Raw genomic sequence first — 15,571 nt, 5'->3', positions numbered from 1 at the left:
GGCACTCCAACTCTTGTATGGTAGTCCTTGCCACAGGACTGCGCAGGCGAAAAGCCCTTCTTCGCTTCCGCTATTCGTTCGCCAGCCGGAGCAAGGTATCGACATGGCACGGCGAGCCCGCCCGGCACCAGCAAGCAAGGTTTTTGCCGCCCAGCTCGGCGCGGATTTTCTCGCGGGCCGGAGGTGGCTTGGGCCCTTCGATTGCTCCGCTGATCCACCGTCCATAGCGCGCCACGGCCTCGGCCTGCGCAGCATCCTTCCCAAGCCCAAGCTCGGCGGCTACATCGTCGATGGTGAACGGGTTTCCCCACGGTCCCGGGCGCGCCACCGACTGCGCCGGCAGGCCGTTCAGCGCTTGCGAGATCGCCTGCAGATCAAAGCCCGCCCGCCGCGACAGCACGATACGCGCCGGTTTCATCGCCAATCCTTGTCATAGACGAATTTGGGCATTTCCCACTTGTAGATGATGGCCAGCATGCGCAACGGAAAGCCCACGGCAATGGCCACCAGGATCACCACGTCGGACTGGATATTGGCCATCAGCCCGAAATAGTAGATCGCCCCGGTGACGATCGAGACCGTGGCATAGAGTTCGCCACGGAACACCAGCGGCACATCGTTGCACAGCACGTCCCGCAATATGCCGCCGAAAATGCCGGTCACCATCCCCGCCACCAGCACGATCACCGGATGGGCACCGACTTCCATGGCGATGTTGCAGCCGATGATGGTAAACACCACCAGGCCCAACCCGTCGAGCAACAGGAACGGCCAGCGCAGTTTGTCCACCACACGCGCTATGGCGATGGTCACTAGCGCCGCGCCGCAGACCAGCAGCAGGATATAGGGGTTCTCAACCCAGTAGAGCGGATAGTGATCGAGGAAGAGGTCGCGGATCGTGCCCCCACCCAGCGCCGTCACGCAGGCCAGCAGGCAGACGCCAAACCAGTCCATGTTGCGCCGGCCGGCCGCCAGCGCCGCCGTCATCGCCTCGGCAGTGATGGCGATATAGAAAATGACCTCTAGCACGACGTCTCCATACGCTCAGTCGAAACCGGGTTGTCGGAACCACGTTATCGCAAGAGATTGCCGCGTCCAGCGAGACCCGCCATGCGCCAGCCCAAATCCGTCAAAAGCCTCGAAGACCTCGGCCGCATCCGCCTCAGCGAGAATTTCTTCCTGCGCGATTTCCTCTATTCCGAGATCGCTGTCATCCACGGCTTTGCCAACATTCCCGACGATCCCGATCTCGCCATCGCCGCCGGCAAGATGCTGTGTGAGACCCTGCTCGAACCGCTGCAGGCGCGCTTTGGCAAGATCTCCATCCGCTCGGCCTATCGCTCGTCCGAGGTCAACCACTTCGGCAATATCAACAAGCTCAATTGCGGTCGCAACGAAACCAACCATGCCAGCCACATCTGGGACCGCCGCGATGCATCCGGCCGCATGGGCGCCACCGCCTGCCTGGTCGTCAACCGCTTCGTCTCCTACTACCAGCGCACCGGCGATTGGGAAACCATGGCCTGGTGGGTCCACGACCATCTGCCCTATTCCGACATGGAATTCTTCCCAAGGCTGGCCGCCTTCAACCTGCAATGGCGCGAAGAGCCCGTGCGCCGCACCTACAGCTTCATCCCGCCCCGGCGGGGCGTGCTCACGAAGCCGGGAATGGACAACTGGGCGGGAACACATGAAGCGGCCTATGCGGCGATGCTGGAGGAGATTGGGTAAGCCCCCCTCATCCCTTGTGGGAGAGGGTGATTTTTGCGGCGTTCAACCGGAAAAATCGGGGGAAGGGGTTTCGCCGCTTGCGTTGAACTACAAGAAGTCCTGCCGCAGCGGCGTGAACACGTCCACCAGCCGCCCCTTCTCCAGCGCCACCACGCCATGCACTAGCCCGCTCGGCACGATAAAGCTGCCGCCGGTGCCGACCACCGCGGTCTTGCCGTCGATGGTCACCTCAAAGCTCCCCTCGGCCACATAGCTCACCTGCACATGCGGATGGCTGTGCAGCGCGCCCACGGCGCCCTTGTCGAAGCCGAATTCCACCTGCATCAGCTCGGGCGTATGGATCAGCACCCGCCGCGTATTGCCCGGCGCCAGCTCGATCGTTTGACCCTCGCCCGCCTGCGCAAACAGCTTCTGTTCAGTCATTGCCTTACCTCGCCAGCCAGCCGCCATCCACCGGGATGACGGCGCCATGCATATAGTTGGAGGCGTTCGACAGCAGGAACACCGCCGCGTCGCCAATGTCGGATGGCGCCCCCCAGCGTCCCGCCGGAATGCGTCCCAGGATCGACGCCGACCGGTCCGGATCGGCCCGCAGAGCCTCGGTATTGTTGGTCTCGATATAGCCCGGCGCGATGGAATTGACGTTGATGCCCCGGGCGGCCCATTCATTGGCCAGGAGCCGCGTAATGCCCAATACGCCGCTCTTGGAAGCCGTATAGCTGGCCACGCGGATACCGCCCTGGAAGCTCAGCATCGACGAGATGTTGACGATCTTGCCACCCCGCCCTGCCGCCAGCGCCCGCCGGCCCAGCGATTGGCAGAGGAAGAACATCGTCTTGAGGTTGATGTCCATCACCTGGTCCCAGTCGGCCTCGGTGAAGTCCACCGCATCGACCCGCTTGATGATGCCGGCATTGTTGACCAGCCCGTCGATGGGTCCGTGCTCGTCCCAGGCCGCATCGAACATCGCCTGCGCCGCGCTGGTTGAGCCCAGATCGGTACGGACCTCGACGAAGTCCGCCCCCTGCCCGGCCATCAGCGAAGCCGTTACCTCCATGCTCGAGCGCCCGACCCCGATCACCCGACCACCGGCTCGGCCGATCGAGAGGGCAATGCCCTGCCCGATCCCGGTATTGGCGCCGGTGACCATCACTGTCTTGCCGGTGAGGCTGAATGCGGTGAGGTCCGTCACAGCAGCTCGTCCATCCCGACCTTTTCGACATCGGTATAGTCGACATTGTCGCCGGCCATGGCCCAGATGAAGGTGTAGGAGCCCGTGCCGGCCCCCGAATGGATCGACCAGGGCGGTGAGATCACCGCCTGCTCATTGCGCACGATCAGGTGCCGCGTCTCGTCCGGCTCGCCCATCAGATGCACCACGAAGGCGTCGGGCTTGAGATCGAAATAGAGGTAAGCTTCCATGCGCCGGTCGTGCACATGCGCCGGCATGGTGTTCCACACCGAACCCGGCGCAAAGCTGGTCAGCCCCACCACCAGCTGGCAGGTCTTGACGCTGTCCGCATTGACGAACTGGAAGATCGAGCGCTCGTTGGCGGTCTCCTGGCTCCCCAGGTCGAGCCGCTTGGCGTCGCTCTGCTTGATCAGCGTCGTCGGATGGCTGGCATGGGCCGGCGCGCTCAACAGGTAAAACTTGGCGCCTGCCCCCGCAAACCGCACATCCTTGGCCCCCATGCCCACATAGAGCATGTCGCGCTCGCCAATCGCATAGTCCGTGCCATCGACCGAGATCGTGCCGGCTTCCCCGATATTGACCGCGATCAGCTCGCGCCGGTCGAGGAAGTTCGCCGTGCCCGTCGGCTTGATCGTTTCCAGCGCCAGCGCCTTGGCGCCAGGCACTGCGCCACCCACCGCCATGCGGTCATAATGGGTATAGGTCCAGTTCACCGCGCCCGGCGCGAACAGGTCGTCGATCAGGAAATGCTCGCGCAATTCCTCGGTATTCATCGTCGCCGCGCTCACCGGGTCGATGGCGAAGCGGATGTCGAAATCGGTGCTCATGTCTATTCCTGGTTGGCCGTCGATTGTTCGCGCAGCCGCTGGCGATAGCGCTCCTGGCTCAGCGACAAATGCTGTCGCATGGCCTCGCGCGCGGCTTCGGCGTCCTGCGCCGAAATGGCTTTCAATATGGCCAGGTGCTCTTGCTGCAGCCCGGCCTGGTATTCGAACGTCAACACGCTCTCGGTGCCCCATGGCGAAGCCACGTCACACGGAATGGTGCGGCTGCCCAGCCCGTCCAGCACCTCGATATAGAACGGGTTATTGGTCGCCGCCGCGATGGCGCGGTGAAAGGCGAAGTCGGTCTTGCCGGTAGGCGTACCCAGTTTCATCAGGCGATCGAACTCGTTCCACGCCTCCTGGATCGCCGCCTCCTGGCTGGCGCTGCGCCGCAGCGCGGCCAGCCCCGCCGATTCGATCTCGATGCCCATGCGCACTTCGAGCACATTGATGGCCACCGATATCTTGTTGGACCGGTCGGCGCCGATCGCATTGAATGGCGCAGCCGCATTGGCCACCACGAAGACCCCGGCGCCCTGGCGGGGCTGCACCAGCCCGTCGGCGGCCAGCGCCGCGATCGCCTCTCGCACAACCGTACGGCTCACGCCGAAGATCGACGTCATCTGGCTTTCGGTCGGCAGCTTGCCGCTTGCCCCGTATTCTCCCGCGCCGATGCGCTTGCGCAGCGTACCGATGACAAGATCGGCCAACTTGGGCTTTCGTCCGGGCGCGGCAATCTCCTGGTCGAGGCTCATCGTCAGCCCCGGAACAGCGCCGGCAGCCATAGCGACAGCGCCGGGACATAGGTCACCAGCCCCAGCACGACCAGACCGGCCAAATAGAACGGCCAGATGCTGCGCATCGCCTCCCACACGCTTATCTTGCCCACGGCCGCGGCCACGAACTGCACTGGCCCGAGTGGCGGTGTGTTGAGCCCGATGCCCAGGTTGAGAATCATGATGACGCCGAAATGCACCGGGTCGATGCCGAAAGACTTGGCGATCGGCAGGAAGATCGGCGTCGTGATGATGATGAGCGGCCCCATGTCCATGAACGTGCCGAGCAGGAGCAGGAGCACGTTGATCATCAGCAGCACCAGCAGCGGGTCCGACGAGATTGCCGCAATCCCGTCGGTGAGAATGATCGCTACCTTGAGATAGGCCATCAACCACCCGAACGAGGCGGCGGCGCCGATGATGAACAGCACCATCGCCGTCGTCCGCACCGCGCCCAGCACCGAATGCACGAACTCGCCCCAGCTCAACGAGCGATAGACCAGCAGCGTCACCAGCAATGCGTAGAACACAGCGATGCAGGAGCTTTCCGTCGCCGTGAAGATACCCGAACGCACGCCACCAAAGATGATCGCGATCAGCATCAGGCCCGGAATGGCCACGACAAAGAAATACCCGGCCTTGCGGAAACCTGGAAATGGTTCGATCGGATAGCCGCGCTTGATAGCAACGACATAGGCGGTGACGCTCAGCGCCAGCGCCAGCAGCAGGCCAGGAATGATGCCGGCGGTGAACAGGTCGGCGATCGAGATATTGCCGCCGCCAGAGAGCGAATAGATGATCATGTTGTGGCTGGGCGGCAGCAGCAGCGCGATCAGCGCTGCCATCGACGTCACGTTAACCGCATAGTCGGCGCCATAGCCGCGCTCTTTCATCTGCGGGATCATGATGCCGCCCACCGCCGCGGCTTCCGCCACGGCCGAGCCAGAAATACCGCCGAACAGCGTCGAGGCGGCGATATTGACCTGCCCCAGGCCACCTCGGACATGCCCGATGAGCGAGCCGGCAAACGAAATGATCCGGCTCGCGATACCACCGCGCATCATCAGGTCGCCGGCAAAGATGAAGAAGGGAATGGCCAGGAGGCTGAAGGCCGAGACGCCCGAATTGAGCTGCTGGAACACCACGATGGCCGGGCGGCCGAGATAGACAATGGTGGCAAAGCTGGCAATGCCCAGGCAATAGGCGATCGGCGTGCCGATCAGCATGAGCACCGTGAAGACACCAAAGAGAATCCAGTATTCCATGCGCGTCAGGCCTCGGTGATCGTCGGGTCGGCGGCGATATCGTCAACCGGTTCGCCGGCCAGGCGCAGCAGGAAGCGCTCAGCTGAGAACAGGCACATCAGCGCGCCCGAAACCACGATGGGAAAATAGGTGAAGGATGTCGGCAGCCCGAGCACCGGAATGCGGGTGGACCAGAACCGGATCGCCAATTCCCCGCCATACCAGACCATGCCGAAGGCAAAACCGAAAATGGCGACGTCGCTGATACCGCGCAGCCACGGCTTGGCGCTGGGGGGCAGCACATAGAGCAGCACGTCGAACCCCATGTGGAAATTCTCGCGCACGCCCACAGCAGCGCCCAGGAAGATGAACCAGGTCATCAGCATGATGGCGCCCGCCTCCGTCCAGGACGGCGAGGCATTGATCACGAAGCGCATGAACACCTGATAGGCGACGATCACGGTCATGCTCACAAGGCCAATACCGGCCAGCCACAGCATGGCATCGGACAGCCGCCCCAGGACACGGCTGATCGGCAAAAGCCACTTCTTCACGTGCAGTCCTCCCCAGCAATGGGAACCGAACCGGCGCAGGGCGCCGGTCCGGAGAGTTATTGATTAGCCTTCGGTGGCCTGGATGCGGGCAACCAGGTCCTGCAGCGCAGGATCGGTCACATACTTCTCGTAGACAGGCTTCATGGCTTCGATGAAGGGTGCCTTGTCGACCGTATTGACCTGCGCGCCCAGCGCTTCCACGGCGGCCTTGGATTCCACTTCCTTGGCAGCCCAAAGCTCGCGCTGCTTGGCCACCGATTCCTTGGCGGCTTCGCGGAACAGAGCCTGGTCCTCGGGGGTCAGGCCATCCCACACGATCTTGGAGATCACCAGGACTTCGGGCACCATCAGGTGCTCGTCCAGCGAATAGAACTTGGCGACTTCGGCGTGGCCGGCCGTGTCATAGCTCGGATAGTTGTTCTCGGCGCCGTCGATGACGCCGGTCTGGATGCCCGAATAGACTTCACCATAGGGCATTGGCGTGGCGTTGCCGCCCAAGGCCGCGACCATGTCCACGAAAATGTCCGACTGCATCACGCGCATCTTCATGCCCGCCATGTCGGCGAGCGAGGTGATCGGCTTTTCGCTGTTGTAGAACGAACGGGCGCCGCCATCATAATAGGCCAGGGCCACAACATCCACCGCATCGAATGCGGCCAGGATTTCCTCGCCGATCGGACCATCCAGCACGGCATGGAAGTGGTCGGCCGAGCGGAAGATATAGGGAAGCTGCGTCACGGTGGCTTCCGGCACCTGGGTGCCGAAGGCGCCGATCGAGATACGATTGAGGTCGATCACACCGAACTGGGTCTGTTCGATCGTATCGGCTTCCTGGCCGAGCTGGGCGGAGTGGAACACTTCAACCGAATAGCGGCCGTCCGTCTTCTCGCTCAGCAATTCGCCGAAATGCTTGACCGCTTCGACGGTCGGATAGCCATCGGGATGGGTATCGGACGAGCGCAGCACCGTCTGGGCGCTGGCGGTCGAAACCATCAGGGATGCAGCGACAAGCGCGGTCGCTGCCAGCTTAGGCAGATGAAACATTGGTGTCCTCCCAAATACATGGTGGCACAGGTCCGGCCCGTCCTCGCGCCGTTGCTACCCATGCCGTCGATGCGCGGTCGGGGTCTTCCATCCCGCCGCTCAAGCCCACCCGTCATCCCTCTGGACTCTTGGCGGCCTTGGTGATGAAACTGGTATGGAAGACGAAGTGATAAGTCAACATACAATGAATGTCATGTTGTATGATGACTTTGGACGCCGACACCTGCTTCGTGTGGCTCACCACCAGCCGGTCCCTCCCCCTTCAGGGGGAGGTTAGGTGGGGGTATCCCCTCTCGGAGAGAGGGCTAAACCTCCACTCCACCTGACATTCTGGGCGTGGCCACAAACTAATCCCCCTCCTCCCGACCTGCCGCATACTAGCCCCGTCTTCCGGGGTGCGGGCGGCGCTGCAGCGACGGCGGCCGGGAGATGTCGGACGGCTTCCGTCTCATATTTTTACTTACTACGAGACGAAAGACGTCTCGGGGTCCGTCCGTCTATCGATAACCGCGCTGCAGGCGGCGCTTCGGCTCGCCTCAACAAAAAAGGGCCCCGGCCATGCCGGAGCCCTCTGCATCTTGAACAGCAATCCGTCAGATATGGATCGCGCCATCGCCCAGCGACAGCGCCGCCTCGCGCACCGCTTCCGACAGCGTCGGATGCGCATGGGTCGAGCGCGCCAGGTCTTCGGCCGAGCCGGAAAATTCCATCAGCACCACCAGCTCGTGGATCATCTCGCCGGCATTCTTGCCCACGATATGGGCACCCAGCACCCGGTCGGTTTCGACATCGGCGAGGATCTTGACGAAGCCCTGCGTCGCCAGCATCGCCTTGGCGCGGCCATTGGCGGTGAAGGGGAACTTGCCGATCTTGTAGTCGATGCCTTCGGCCTTGAGCTCGTCCTCGGTCTTGCCGACTGAGGCGATTTCCGGATTGGTATAAACCACCGCCGGGATGGCCGCATAATTCACATGGCCGGCCTGGCCATTGAGGATTTCGGCCACGGCAATGCCCTCGTCCTCGGCCTTGTGCGCCAGCATCGGGCCGGCAATCACGTCGCCAATGGCATAGATGCCGTCGACCGAGGTCTTGTAGTGCTGATCGACGCGCACCCGGCCGCGTTCGTCTAGCGCCACGCCGACGATGTCGAGCCCCAACCCGTCGGTGAACGGCTTGCGGCCGATGGCGACCAGTGCCACGTCGGCATCGAGGATTTCCATGTCCCCGCCCTTGGCCGGCTCGACCCGCACCTTGAGCGAGCCGTCCTCCTGCTTGTCGATACCGGTGACCTTGCTGGAGAGCTTGAACTCCGTGCCCTGCTTCTGCAGCATGCGCTGGAACTGGCGCGCCACTTCGCTGTCCATGCCCGGCAGGATGCGGTCGAGATACTCGACCACCGTCACCTGCGCGCCCAGCCGCGCCCAGACAGAGCCCAGTTCGAGCCCGATCACGCCGGCGCCGATCACCAGCAACTTGCCCGGAACCTTCTCCAGCAGCAGCGCTCCGGTCGAGGTCACGATCGTCTTCTCGTCGATCTCGATGCCCGGCAGGCCGGTCGAAACCGAACCCGTGGCGATGACGATATTCTTGGTCTCGACCTCGGTGGCGGCCCCGCTCTGCGGCGTCACCAAAACCTTGCCCGGTGCGGTGATCGTGCCGATGCCGCGCAGTGTCGTGATCTTGTTCTTCTTGAACAGATAGTCGACACCGCCGACATTGGCCGCGACGGTCTCGGTCTTGTGGTTCATCATCTGCGGCAGGTTCAGCACCGGCGCCGGAATATCGATACCCAGCGCCTTGAAGCCGTGCCCGGCCTCTTCGAACATCTCGGATGCATGCAGCAGCGCCTTGGACGGGATGCAGCCGATATTGAGGCAGGTGCCCCCCAGCGTGGCCCATTTCTCCACGACAGCTACCTTCATCCCCAGCTGTGCCGCGCGGATCGCCGCGACATAGCCGCCCGGACCCGAGCCGATGATGGTGAGGTCGAAAACGTCTGCCATGATAGGAGCCCCGAAACCTGTTTAGTGTTGCTGCGCGAACGCCACGCGAACCGCCAGCACGATGAACGTAATGCCGGTGACGCGATTAAACCACCGACCAAAGCGGAAAAAACCTTGCCGCACCGAGGGTGTCGTAAAGAAAACCGAGACCAATGCGAACCAGGCAAAAAGCATGATGCTCATGCAGGCCACATAGAACACCTTGATGTCGCCGCCCGTGCGCACCGAAACCAGCGTGGTGAACAGCGCCAGGAAGAACAGCACGGCCTTGGGATTGAGCAGATTGGTCAGAAAACCCAGAGCAAAGGCGGCAAAATCGCCCCGCCGCGCCGCGGCCAGGTCGCTCTCCGCCGGCGGCCGCGGCGGTGGGCTGCGCAGCGCCGAAATGGCCAGCCACACCAGATAGGCCGCGCCGGCCCATTTGAGAATGTTGAACAGCAGCAGCGACTGCCCCACGATCACACCGAGCCCCAGCAGCGTATAGCTGCCGTGAACCAGGATCGAGGTGGCGATTCCCGCGGAGGTAAACAGGGCGGCGCGGCGCCCATGGGCGATGGACTGGCGCAGCACCATGGCAAAGTCGGCGCCTGGGATGACGGCGTTGATGCCAAAGGCCAGCATAAGTCCGGCAAATTCAAGCCAGGGAAAATCCATCGGGGCACCGCTACTCTATTGCGGCCCTTCCGTTACACCAGCGCGGTGCGCCCGGCAACGCGGCTCACCGCGTCGCGCCGAAAATCATTCCGACGCGATCGCCTGCGCCTTCTCCAGCGCGGCCGGAAGCTGCTGGTCGATATCGAGCGCCCCGCTCTCCACCTGCTCAAGGAAGGCCCGGCAGAACGTATCCTTGTCGGGCGCCTGGTTATAGGCGCTCATGATCTGCTCGCCGCCATAGGTCTCGGCGCCCTGCTGCTGCCCCTCAGCACCACCGCCCAGCCGAGCGACGACCCGGTCGGCCAGATCGAGAAAGCCGATATTGCGCAGATACCAGTTGTCGTTCGCGCTCTGATAGGCGGCATCGAGCCCGGTGGTCTCGTAGCAATGCGTCGTCATGGCCGAGACGATGGCACGCGAGCCGTGAAAGGCCATGAGTTCGCCAATCAGCTCGGCGTCACCCGCCTCCTGCGCCATGGCGGCAGGAGAAACCAGACACATGACCAGCACCAACAATCGCTTCAACAAGTCGCTCCAGGCTACGCATTACCAAGCCGCCTTCATAGCGGCCCAACGTCCTACCAAATGCTTAATTGGCCTCTGGTCCACGCGAACGTGACCAAAAGAAAGGCCCGCCGAAGCGGGCCTCCCAATTCTACAGAACAATGCGGCGATCTAGAGGTCGAGAACGAGGCGTTCCGGCGCTTCCAGGCTCTCCTTGACGCGCACCAGGAACGTCACCGCTTCCTTGCCGTCGACGATGCGGTGGTCATAGCTCAGCGCCAGATACATCATCGGGCGGATGACGATCTGCCCGCCAACCACCACCGGACGCTCCTGAATCTTGTGCATGCCCAGAATGCCCGACTGCGGTGCATTGAGGATGGGCGTGCTCATCAGCGAACCATAAACGCCACCATTGGAGATGGTGAAGGTGCCGCCCTGCATATCCGCCATGGAAAGCTGCCCGTCACGGGCCTTCTTGCCCATGGCGTTGATGCCCTTCTCGATCTCGGCAATCGACATCTGGTCGGCATTGCGGATCACCGGCACGACAAGGCCCTTGTCGGTGCCCACCGCCACGCCGATATGGGCGTACTGCTTGTAGACCAGGTCGTCGCCGTCGATTTCGGCGTTGATCGAGGGGATTTCCTTGAGCGCGTGCACCACGGCCTTGGTGAAGAAGCCCATGAAGCCGAGCTTGACGCCATGCTTCTTCTCGAACAGATCCTTGTACTGGGTCCGCAGCTCCATCACCGGCGCCATGTCCACCTCGTTGAAGGTGGTCAGCATGGCGGCTGTGTTCTGCGCGTCCTTGAGGCGGCGGGCGATGGTCTGGCGCAGCCGGGTCATCTTGACCCGCTCTTCGCGGCTGGCGTCGTCAGCCGCAACCGGCGCACGTAGCGCGGCCGGCGCCTTGGGCACCTCGGCGAGCTTGGCAGCGGGCGCCGAAGCAGGTGCCGCCTGGGCCACGGCGGGAGCCGGCTTGCTCATGGCCGCCAACACGTCTTCCTTGAGCACCTGGCCACGCTTGCCCGAACCATCGATCTCCGATGCGGCAAGGCCGCCCTCGTTGATCAGCTTCTGCGCCGAAGGGGCGGGCGGCATGCTGGTGGCAGCAGTTGGTGCGGTTTCCGGCTTCACCGGCTCGGGGCTGGCGGCATTGGCGGCCGGCACCTCTGCCTTGGCTTCGGCCGGCTTGGCGGCAGCGACACCAGCCGCTGCTCCACCGATGGCACCCAGCAGCGCGCCCACATCCACCGTTTCACCCGGCTGGGCAGCAATGGCTTCAAGCACGCCGGCAGCCGGCGCGGGGACTTCGATGGTCACCTTGTCGGTCTCAAGCTCGACGATGGGCTCATCGGCGGAAACGGTGTCACCCACCTTCTTGAACCACTGGCCGATCGTGGCCTCGGTGACGCTTTCGCCAAGAGTGGGGACGCGGATTTCAGTCGACATTGTTCTTGTCCTTTATTGGCCGAGGGCTTCGTCGAGGAAAGCCTGCAGTTGAGCGAGATGGGTCCGCATCAGACCCGTGGCAGTCGAAGCCGATGCCGGGCGGCCGGTATAACGCACGCGCTGGCCCGTCCGGCCCATCTGGTCGAAAACCCATTCAACATAGGGCTGAATGAAGGCCCAGGCACCCATATTCTTGGGCTCTTCCTGGCACCAGATGATCTCGGCATTCTTGAAGCGGTTCAATTCGTCCAGCAGCGCCTTGGCCGGGAACGGATAGAGCTGCTCGATGCGCAGCAGATAGACATCGTTGATGCCCTTCTTCTCGCGATCTTCGAGGAGGTCGTAATAGACCTTGCCTGTGCACAGCACGACGCGACGGATCTTGTCGTCGCTGGCGAGCTTGATCGTGGTCTTGGGCACGCCCGGTGCTTCGGCATCGTCCCACAACAGGCGATGGAAGCAGGAGTCTGCACCCATTTCGACCAGGCCCGAGACGGCACGCTTGTGGCGCAGCAGGCTCTTGGGCGTCATCAGGATCAGCGGCTTGCGGAAGTCGCGGGTCACCTGCCGGCGCAGCGCATGGAAATAGTTGGCCGGCGTCGTGCAGTTGGCGACCTGCATATTGTCTTCCGCGCAAAGCTGCAGGAACCGTTCGGGGCGGGCCGAGGAATGCTCCGGCCCCTGCCCTTCATAGCCATGCGGCAACAGCATCACGAGGCCCGACATACGGAACCACTTGCGCTCGCCCGAGCTGATGAACTGGTCGATCACCACCTGCGCGCCGTTCACGAAATCGCCGAACTGGGCTTCCCAGATGGTCAGCGCTTTTGGCTCCGCAAGCGAGTACCCGTACTCGAACCCGAGCACGGCTTCTTCCGAGAGCATCGAGTTGATGACCTCAAAGCGGCTCTGGTCCGGATCGAGGTTGTTGAGCGGCGTGTAGCTCTTGTTGTCGACGAGCTGGTCATTCAGCACCGAATGACGCTGGCTGAATGTGCCGCGTTCGACGTCCTGGCCACTCAGGCGCACCGGATTGCCCTGGGTTACCAGCGTGCCGAGCGCCAGCGCCTCGGCCGTCGCCCAGTCGATGCCCTCGCCCGATTCGATCGCCGCCAGGCGATTGTCCATGAAGCGCTTGACCGTCTTGTGGACGTTGAAGCCTTCAGGAATACGCGTCAGCGCCGTGCCGATCTTGGCCAGTTGTTCGATTTCGACCCCGGTATCGCCGCGGCGCGGACCTTCCTGGTCGGCGGGCTTGAAGTCCTTCCAGGCGCCATCCAGCCAGTCGGCCTTGTTCGGGCGATAGTCCTGGCCACCTTCGAACTCTTTTTCGAGCTTGGCGCGCCAGTCGGCCTTGAGCTTGTCGATCTCGCCGGCGGTGAGGTGACCCTCGGCCACCAGCTTTTCCGAATACAATTCCAGCGTCGACTTGTGCGAGCGGATCTTGGAGTACATCAGCGGCTGGGTGAAGCTCGGCTCGTCGCCTTCGTTGTGACCGAAGCGGCGATAGCAGAACATGTCGATGACGACCGGCTTGCCGAACTTCTGGCGGTATTCGATAGCCACCTTGGAGGCAAACACCACCGCTTCCGGATCGTCGCCGTTCACATGCAGCACCGGCGCCTCGATCATCTTGGCGACATCGGTGGGGTATGGAGAGGAGCGCGAATACATCGGCGACGTGGTGAAGCCGATCTGGTTGTTGATGACGAAGTGGATCGAGCCACCCGTACGGTGCCCCTTGAGGCCGCTCAGCCCCAGGCATTCGGCGATCACGCCCTGTCCGGCAAAAGCAGCATCGCCGTGGATCAGCAGCGGCAGCACCATCGAGCGGTCCGGCCTGCCGTCCGTTGCAAGATTGACCAGCTTGCCATCGGGCGCAATGTGCTGGTCCTGCTTGGCGCGCGCCTTGCCCAGCACAACCGGATCGACGATCTCGAGGTGCGACGGGTTCGCGGTGAGCGACAGATGCACCTTGTTGCCGTCGAACTCGCGGTCCGACGAGGCACCCAGATGGTACTTCACGTCGCCCGAACCTTCGACGTCGTCGGGGTAGAACGCCCCACCCTTGAATTCGTGGAACAGCGCGCGATGCGGCTTCTGCATCACCTGGGTCAACACGTTGAGACGGCCACGATGGGCCATGCCCAGCACGATGTCCTTGATGCCCAGCGCGCCGCCGCGCTTGATGATCTGCTCGAGCGCCGGGATCGTCGATTCACCGCCATCAAGGCCGAAGCGCTTGGTGCCGGTATATTTGACGTCGATGAACTTCTCGAAGCCCTCGGCTTCGATCAGCTTGGCCAGGATCGCCTTCTTGCCCTCGGGCGTGAAGGATATTTCCTTGTCCGGCCCTTCGATGCGCTCCTGGATCCACTGCTTGGCTTCAGGATCGGAGATATGCATGAACTCGATGCCGAGCGTGCCGCAATAGGTCCGCCGCAGGATGGCCAGCATCTCTGGCAGGGTCGCGTATTCGAGGCCCAGATAGTTATCGATGAAGATCTTGCGGCCATAATCGGCTTCGGTGAAGCCATAGCTCTTGGGATCGAGCTCGGGCGCCGGTTCGTCGGCCTTCATCTTCAGCGGATCGAGATCGGCGTGCAAATGGCCGCGCATGCGATAGGCACGGATCATCATGATCGCGCGGATAGAGTCGCGGGTCGCCTGCAACACGTCGGCGACGCTGGTCTGGGCCACGCCCATCGCCTCGGCCTTCTTGGCGATGGCCTTCTCGGTCTTGATGGCGATTTCGCCCCAGTTGCCGTCCAGCGCACTGACCAGTTCGCCATTGGCGCTCTGAGGCCAGTCCTTGCGCCCCCAGCTTGGGCCCTCGGCATTCTGCTGGGCGACACCATCGGTGTCGTCCAGCTTGCCGAAGAAGCTCTGCCACGTCTCGTCGACGCTGGCCGGGTCGGTCTTGAAGCGGGAATAGAGTTGCTCGATGTAGTCGGCGTTCCCACCATAGAGGAACGAGGTCAGCAAGAACGTGTCGTTCTTTTCCTGTCGTGTCATCGCGTTTTTATGCGAGGCCCACGCCCCGCCATCCTTCTCAACGGACCAGCCGCAAAGCCGATCTCATGCGGTCCCTGATTTTGTGCGGATACTGACCGCTTATCCTTAGTATCCTGTTAAGTGTAGCGGCCCCTGAGCGGGGTCGCGGCTCGTTTTGTCATACTAATCACTGCAGACGCGCACGGATACCACCGTTCTATGTCCGAAGCGCGACCAACTTTCGGCTAATCGGTTCAATCCACTACGAAAAGCACCGCGCCGTTTTTGCTGGCCGAGCGGTGCTTTTCGGCACCGTCGGCAACCTGGTAGCTCATGCCGGCGGCCAGTTCGAACGTCCGCCCGTCTTCGAGCGTGGTCGAAAGATCGCCTGACAGGCAGAGCAGGATATGACCCTTGGCGCACCAGTGGTCCGCCACATATCCCGCCGAATACTCAACCATGCGGACCCGCACGGCATTGTCCGCTGGCCCGAACTGCCGGGTCCGCCAGATGGCTTCCCCGACATCGCCGGGATGCCGCTCCGCTTCGACGGTCGACCAGTCTGTGGTCCCGAACGGAATGGCTTCCAGCCGCAT

General features: G+C 62.7%; 16 protein-coding genes. 1 reads left to right on the top strand and 15 read right to left on the bottom strand.

The genetic code is table 11. The features are described from left to right. Positions 1 to 70: 70 nt before the first annotated feature. Positions 71 to 418 carry a DUF4326 domain-containing protein gene (locus tag V6M52_RS05250; RefSeq protein WP_332700159.1) on the bottom strand — a complete coding sequence of 116 codons (348 nt, stop codon included), beginning with the start codon at positions 416 to 418 and terminating at the stop codon, positions 71 to 73. Further along, positions 415 to 1,029: a trimeric intracellular cation channel family protein gene (locus V6M52_RS05245; RefSeq protein WP_332688002.1), complete on the bottom strand. Its 615-nt coding sequence runs from the start codon at positions 1,027 to 1,029 to the stop codon at positions 415 to 417. Before V6M52_RS05245 ends, V6M52_RS05250 begins: the two co-directional genes overlap by 4 nt. A gap of 81 nt (positions 1,030 to 1,110) precedes the next feature. On the opposite strand from V6M52_RS05245, the gene V6M52_RS05240 reads away from it, so the two are divergent. After that, complete coding sequence (locus tag V6M52_RS05240; protein ID WP_332700156.1) at positions 1,111 to 1,731, top strand: hypothetical protein; 621 nt, start codon at positions 1,111 to 1,113, stop codon at positions 1,729 to 1,731. An 87-nt stretch (positions 1,732 to 1,818) separates the two neighbouring features. Here V6M52_RS05240 and V6M52_RS05235 read toward each other — a convergent pair whose 3' ends face one another. The 13 genes from V6M52_RS05235 to V6M52_RS05175 form a co-directional block, all read right to left on the bottom strand. Continuing rightward, entirely contained in the window at positions 1,819 to 2,154 is a 336-nt protein-coding gene (locus V6M52_RS05235; RefSeq protein ID WP_332700153.1) for a cupin domain-containing protein, read from the bottom strand. 4 nt (positions 2,155 to 2,158) lie between these two features. Next, the gene (kduD, locus tag V6M52_RS05230) at positions 2,159 to 2,881 is read right to left on the bottom strand and encodes a 2-dehydro-3-deoxy-D-gluconate 5-dehydrogenase KduD (RefSeq protein WP_442881818.1); all 723 of its coding nucleotides are present in this window, start codon (positions 2,879 to 2,881) and stop codon (positions 2,159 to 2,161) included. 38 nt (positions 2,882 to 2,919) lie between these two features. Then, positions 2,920 to 3,750 (bottom strand): 5-dehydro-4-deoxy-D-glucuronate isomerase, encoded by an 831-nt coding sequence (gene kduI / locus V6M52_RS05225; RefSeq protein WP_332688006.1) that lies wholly within the window; start codon positions 3,748 to 3,750, stop codon positions 2,920 to 2,922. Positions 3,751 to 3,752: 2 nt separating this feature from the next. Further along, entirely contained in the window at positions 3,753 to 4,502 is a 750-nt protein-coding gene (locus V6M52_RS05220; protein WP_332688007.1) for a FadR/GntR family transcriptional regulator, read from the bottom strand. Between the two features lie 2 nt (positions 4,503 to 4,504). Then, a complete protein-coding gene (locus V6M52_RS05215) occupies positions 4,505 to 5,788 on the bottom strand; it encodes a TRAP transporter large permease (protein WP_332700147.1) in 1,284 nt (427 codons plus the stop codon). A 5-nt stretch (positions 5,789 to 5,793) separates the two neighbouring features. Beyond that, positions 5,794 to 6,321 (bottom strand): TRAP transporter small permease, encoded by a 528-nt coding sequence (locus V6M52_RS05210; RefSeq protein ID WP_442881816.1) that lies wholly within the window; start codon positions 6,319 to 6,321, stop codon positions 5,794 to 5,796. Between the two features lie 63 nt (positions 6,322 to 6,384). After that, entirely contained in the window at positions 6,385 to 7,365 is a 981-nt protein-coding gene (locus V6M52_RS05205; RefSeq protein ID WP_332688009.1) for a TRAP transporter substrate-binding protein, read from the bottom strand. 593 nt (positions 7,366 to 7,958) lie between these two features. After that, positions 7,959 to 9,368 carry a dihydrolipoyl dehydrogenase gene (lpdA, locus tag V6M52_RS05200; protein ID WP_332688010.1) on the bottom strand — a complete coding sequence of 470 codons (1,410 nt, stop codon included), beginning with the start codon at positions 9,366 to 9,368 and terminating at the stop codon, positions 7,959 to 7,961. A gap of 21 nt (positions 9,369 to 9,389) precedes the next feature. Next, entirely contained in the window at positions 9,390 to 10,022 is a 633-nt protein-coding gene (locus tag V6M52_RS05195; RefSeq protein WP_332700144.1) for a LysE family translocator, read from the bottom strand. Between the two features lie 84 nt (positions 10,023 to 10,106). After that, complete coding sequence (locus V6M52_RS05190; RefSeq protein WP_332688012.1) at positions 10,107 to 10,547, bottom strand: hypothetical protein; 441 nt, start codon at positions 10,545 to 10,547, stop codon at positions 10,107 to 10,109. A gap of 150 nt (positions 10,548 to 10,697) precedes the next feature. Continuing rightward, complete coding sequence (odhB, locus tag V6M52_RS05185; protein WP_332700141.1) at positions 10,698 to 11,981, bottom strand: 2-oxoglutarate dehydrogenase complex dihydrolipoyllysine-residue succinyltransferase; 1,284 nt, start codon at positions 11,979 to 11,981, stop codon at positions 10,698 to 10,700. A 12-nt stretch (positions 11,982 to 11,993) separates the two neighbouring features. Next, on the bottom strand, positions 11,994 to 14,996 hold the full coding sequence (locus V6M52_RS05180; RefSeq protein WP_332688014.1) for a 2-oxoglutarate dehydrogenase E1 component: 3,003 nt from the start codon (positions 14,994 to 14,996) through the stop codon (positions 11,994 to 11,996). 233 nt (positions 14,997 to 15,229) lie between these two features. Then, the gene (locus V6M52_RS05175) at positions 15,230 to 15,571 is read right to left on the bottom strand and encodes a DHCW motif cupin fold protein (protein WP_332688015.1); all 342 of its coding nucleotides are present in this window, start codon (positions 15,569 to 15,571) and stop codon (positions 15,230 to 15,232) included.

The organism is Devosia sp. (genome assembly GCF_036676215.1).
GTDB lineage: Bacteria > Pseudomonadota > Alphaproteobacteria > Rhizobiales > Devosiaceae > Devosia.
The sequence above is the reverse complement of the archived record's forward strand: the minus strand, read 5'-3'. Positions and strand labels throughout refer to the sequence as shown.

Excerpts from the sequence above, each read along its gene's own strand:
- V6M52_RS05175 (WP_332688015.1), bottom strand. The coding sequence starts at position 15,571 with ATGCGGCTGGAAGCCATTCCGTTCGGGACCACAGACTGGTCGACCGTC.
- V6M52_RS05215 (WP_332700147.1), bottom strand. The coding sequence starts at position 5,788 with ATGGAATACTGGATTCTCTTTGGTGTCTTCACGGTGCTCATGCTGATC.
- V6M52_RS05195 (WP_332700144.1), bottom strand. The coding sequence starts at position 10,022 with ATGGATTTTCCCTGGCTTGAATTTGCCGGACTTATGCTGGCCTTTGGC.
- V6M52_RS05235 (WP_332700153.1), bottom strand. The coding sequence starts at position 2,154 with ATGACTGAACAGAAGCTGTTTGCGCAGGCGGGCGAGGGTCAAACGATC.
- kduD (WP_442881818.1), bottom strand. The coding sequence starts at position 2,881 with ATGGTCACCGGCGCCAATACCGGGATCGGGCAGGGCATTGCCCTCTCG.
- V6M52_RS05240 (WP_332700156.1), top strand. The coding sequence starts at position 1,111 with ATGCGCCAGCCCAAATCCGTCAAAAGCCTCGAAGACCTCGGCCGCATC.
- V6M52_RS05220 (WP_332688007.1), bottom strand. The coding sequence starts at position 4,502 with ATGAGCCTCGACCAGGAGATTGCCGCGCCCGGACGAAAGCCCAAGTTG.
- V6M52_RS05205 (WP_332688009.1), bottom strand. The coding sequence starts at position 7,365 with ATGTTTCATCTGCCTAAGCTGGCAGCGACCGCGCTTGTCGCTGCATCC.
- odhB (WP_332700141.1), bottom strand. The coding sequence starts at position 11,981 with ATGTCGACTGAAATCCGCGTCCCCACTCTTGGCGAAAGCGTCACCGAG.
- V6M52_RS05250 (WP_332700159.1), bottom strand. The coding sequence starts at position 418 with ATGAAACCGGCGCGTATCGTGCTGTCGCGGCGGGCGGGCTTTGATCTG.
- kduI (WP_332688006.1), bottom strand. The coding sequence starts at position 3,750 with ATGAGCACCGATTTCGACATCCGCTTCGCCATCGACCCGGTGAGCGCG.
- V6M52_RS05180 (WP_332688014.1), bottom strand. The coding sequence starts at position 14,996 with ATGACACGACAGGAAAAGAACGACACGTTCTTGCTGACCTCGTTCCTC.
- lpdA (WP_332688010.1), bottom strand. The coding sequence starts at position 9,368 with ATGGCAGACGTTTTCGACCTCACCATCATCGGCTCGGGTCCGGGCGGC.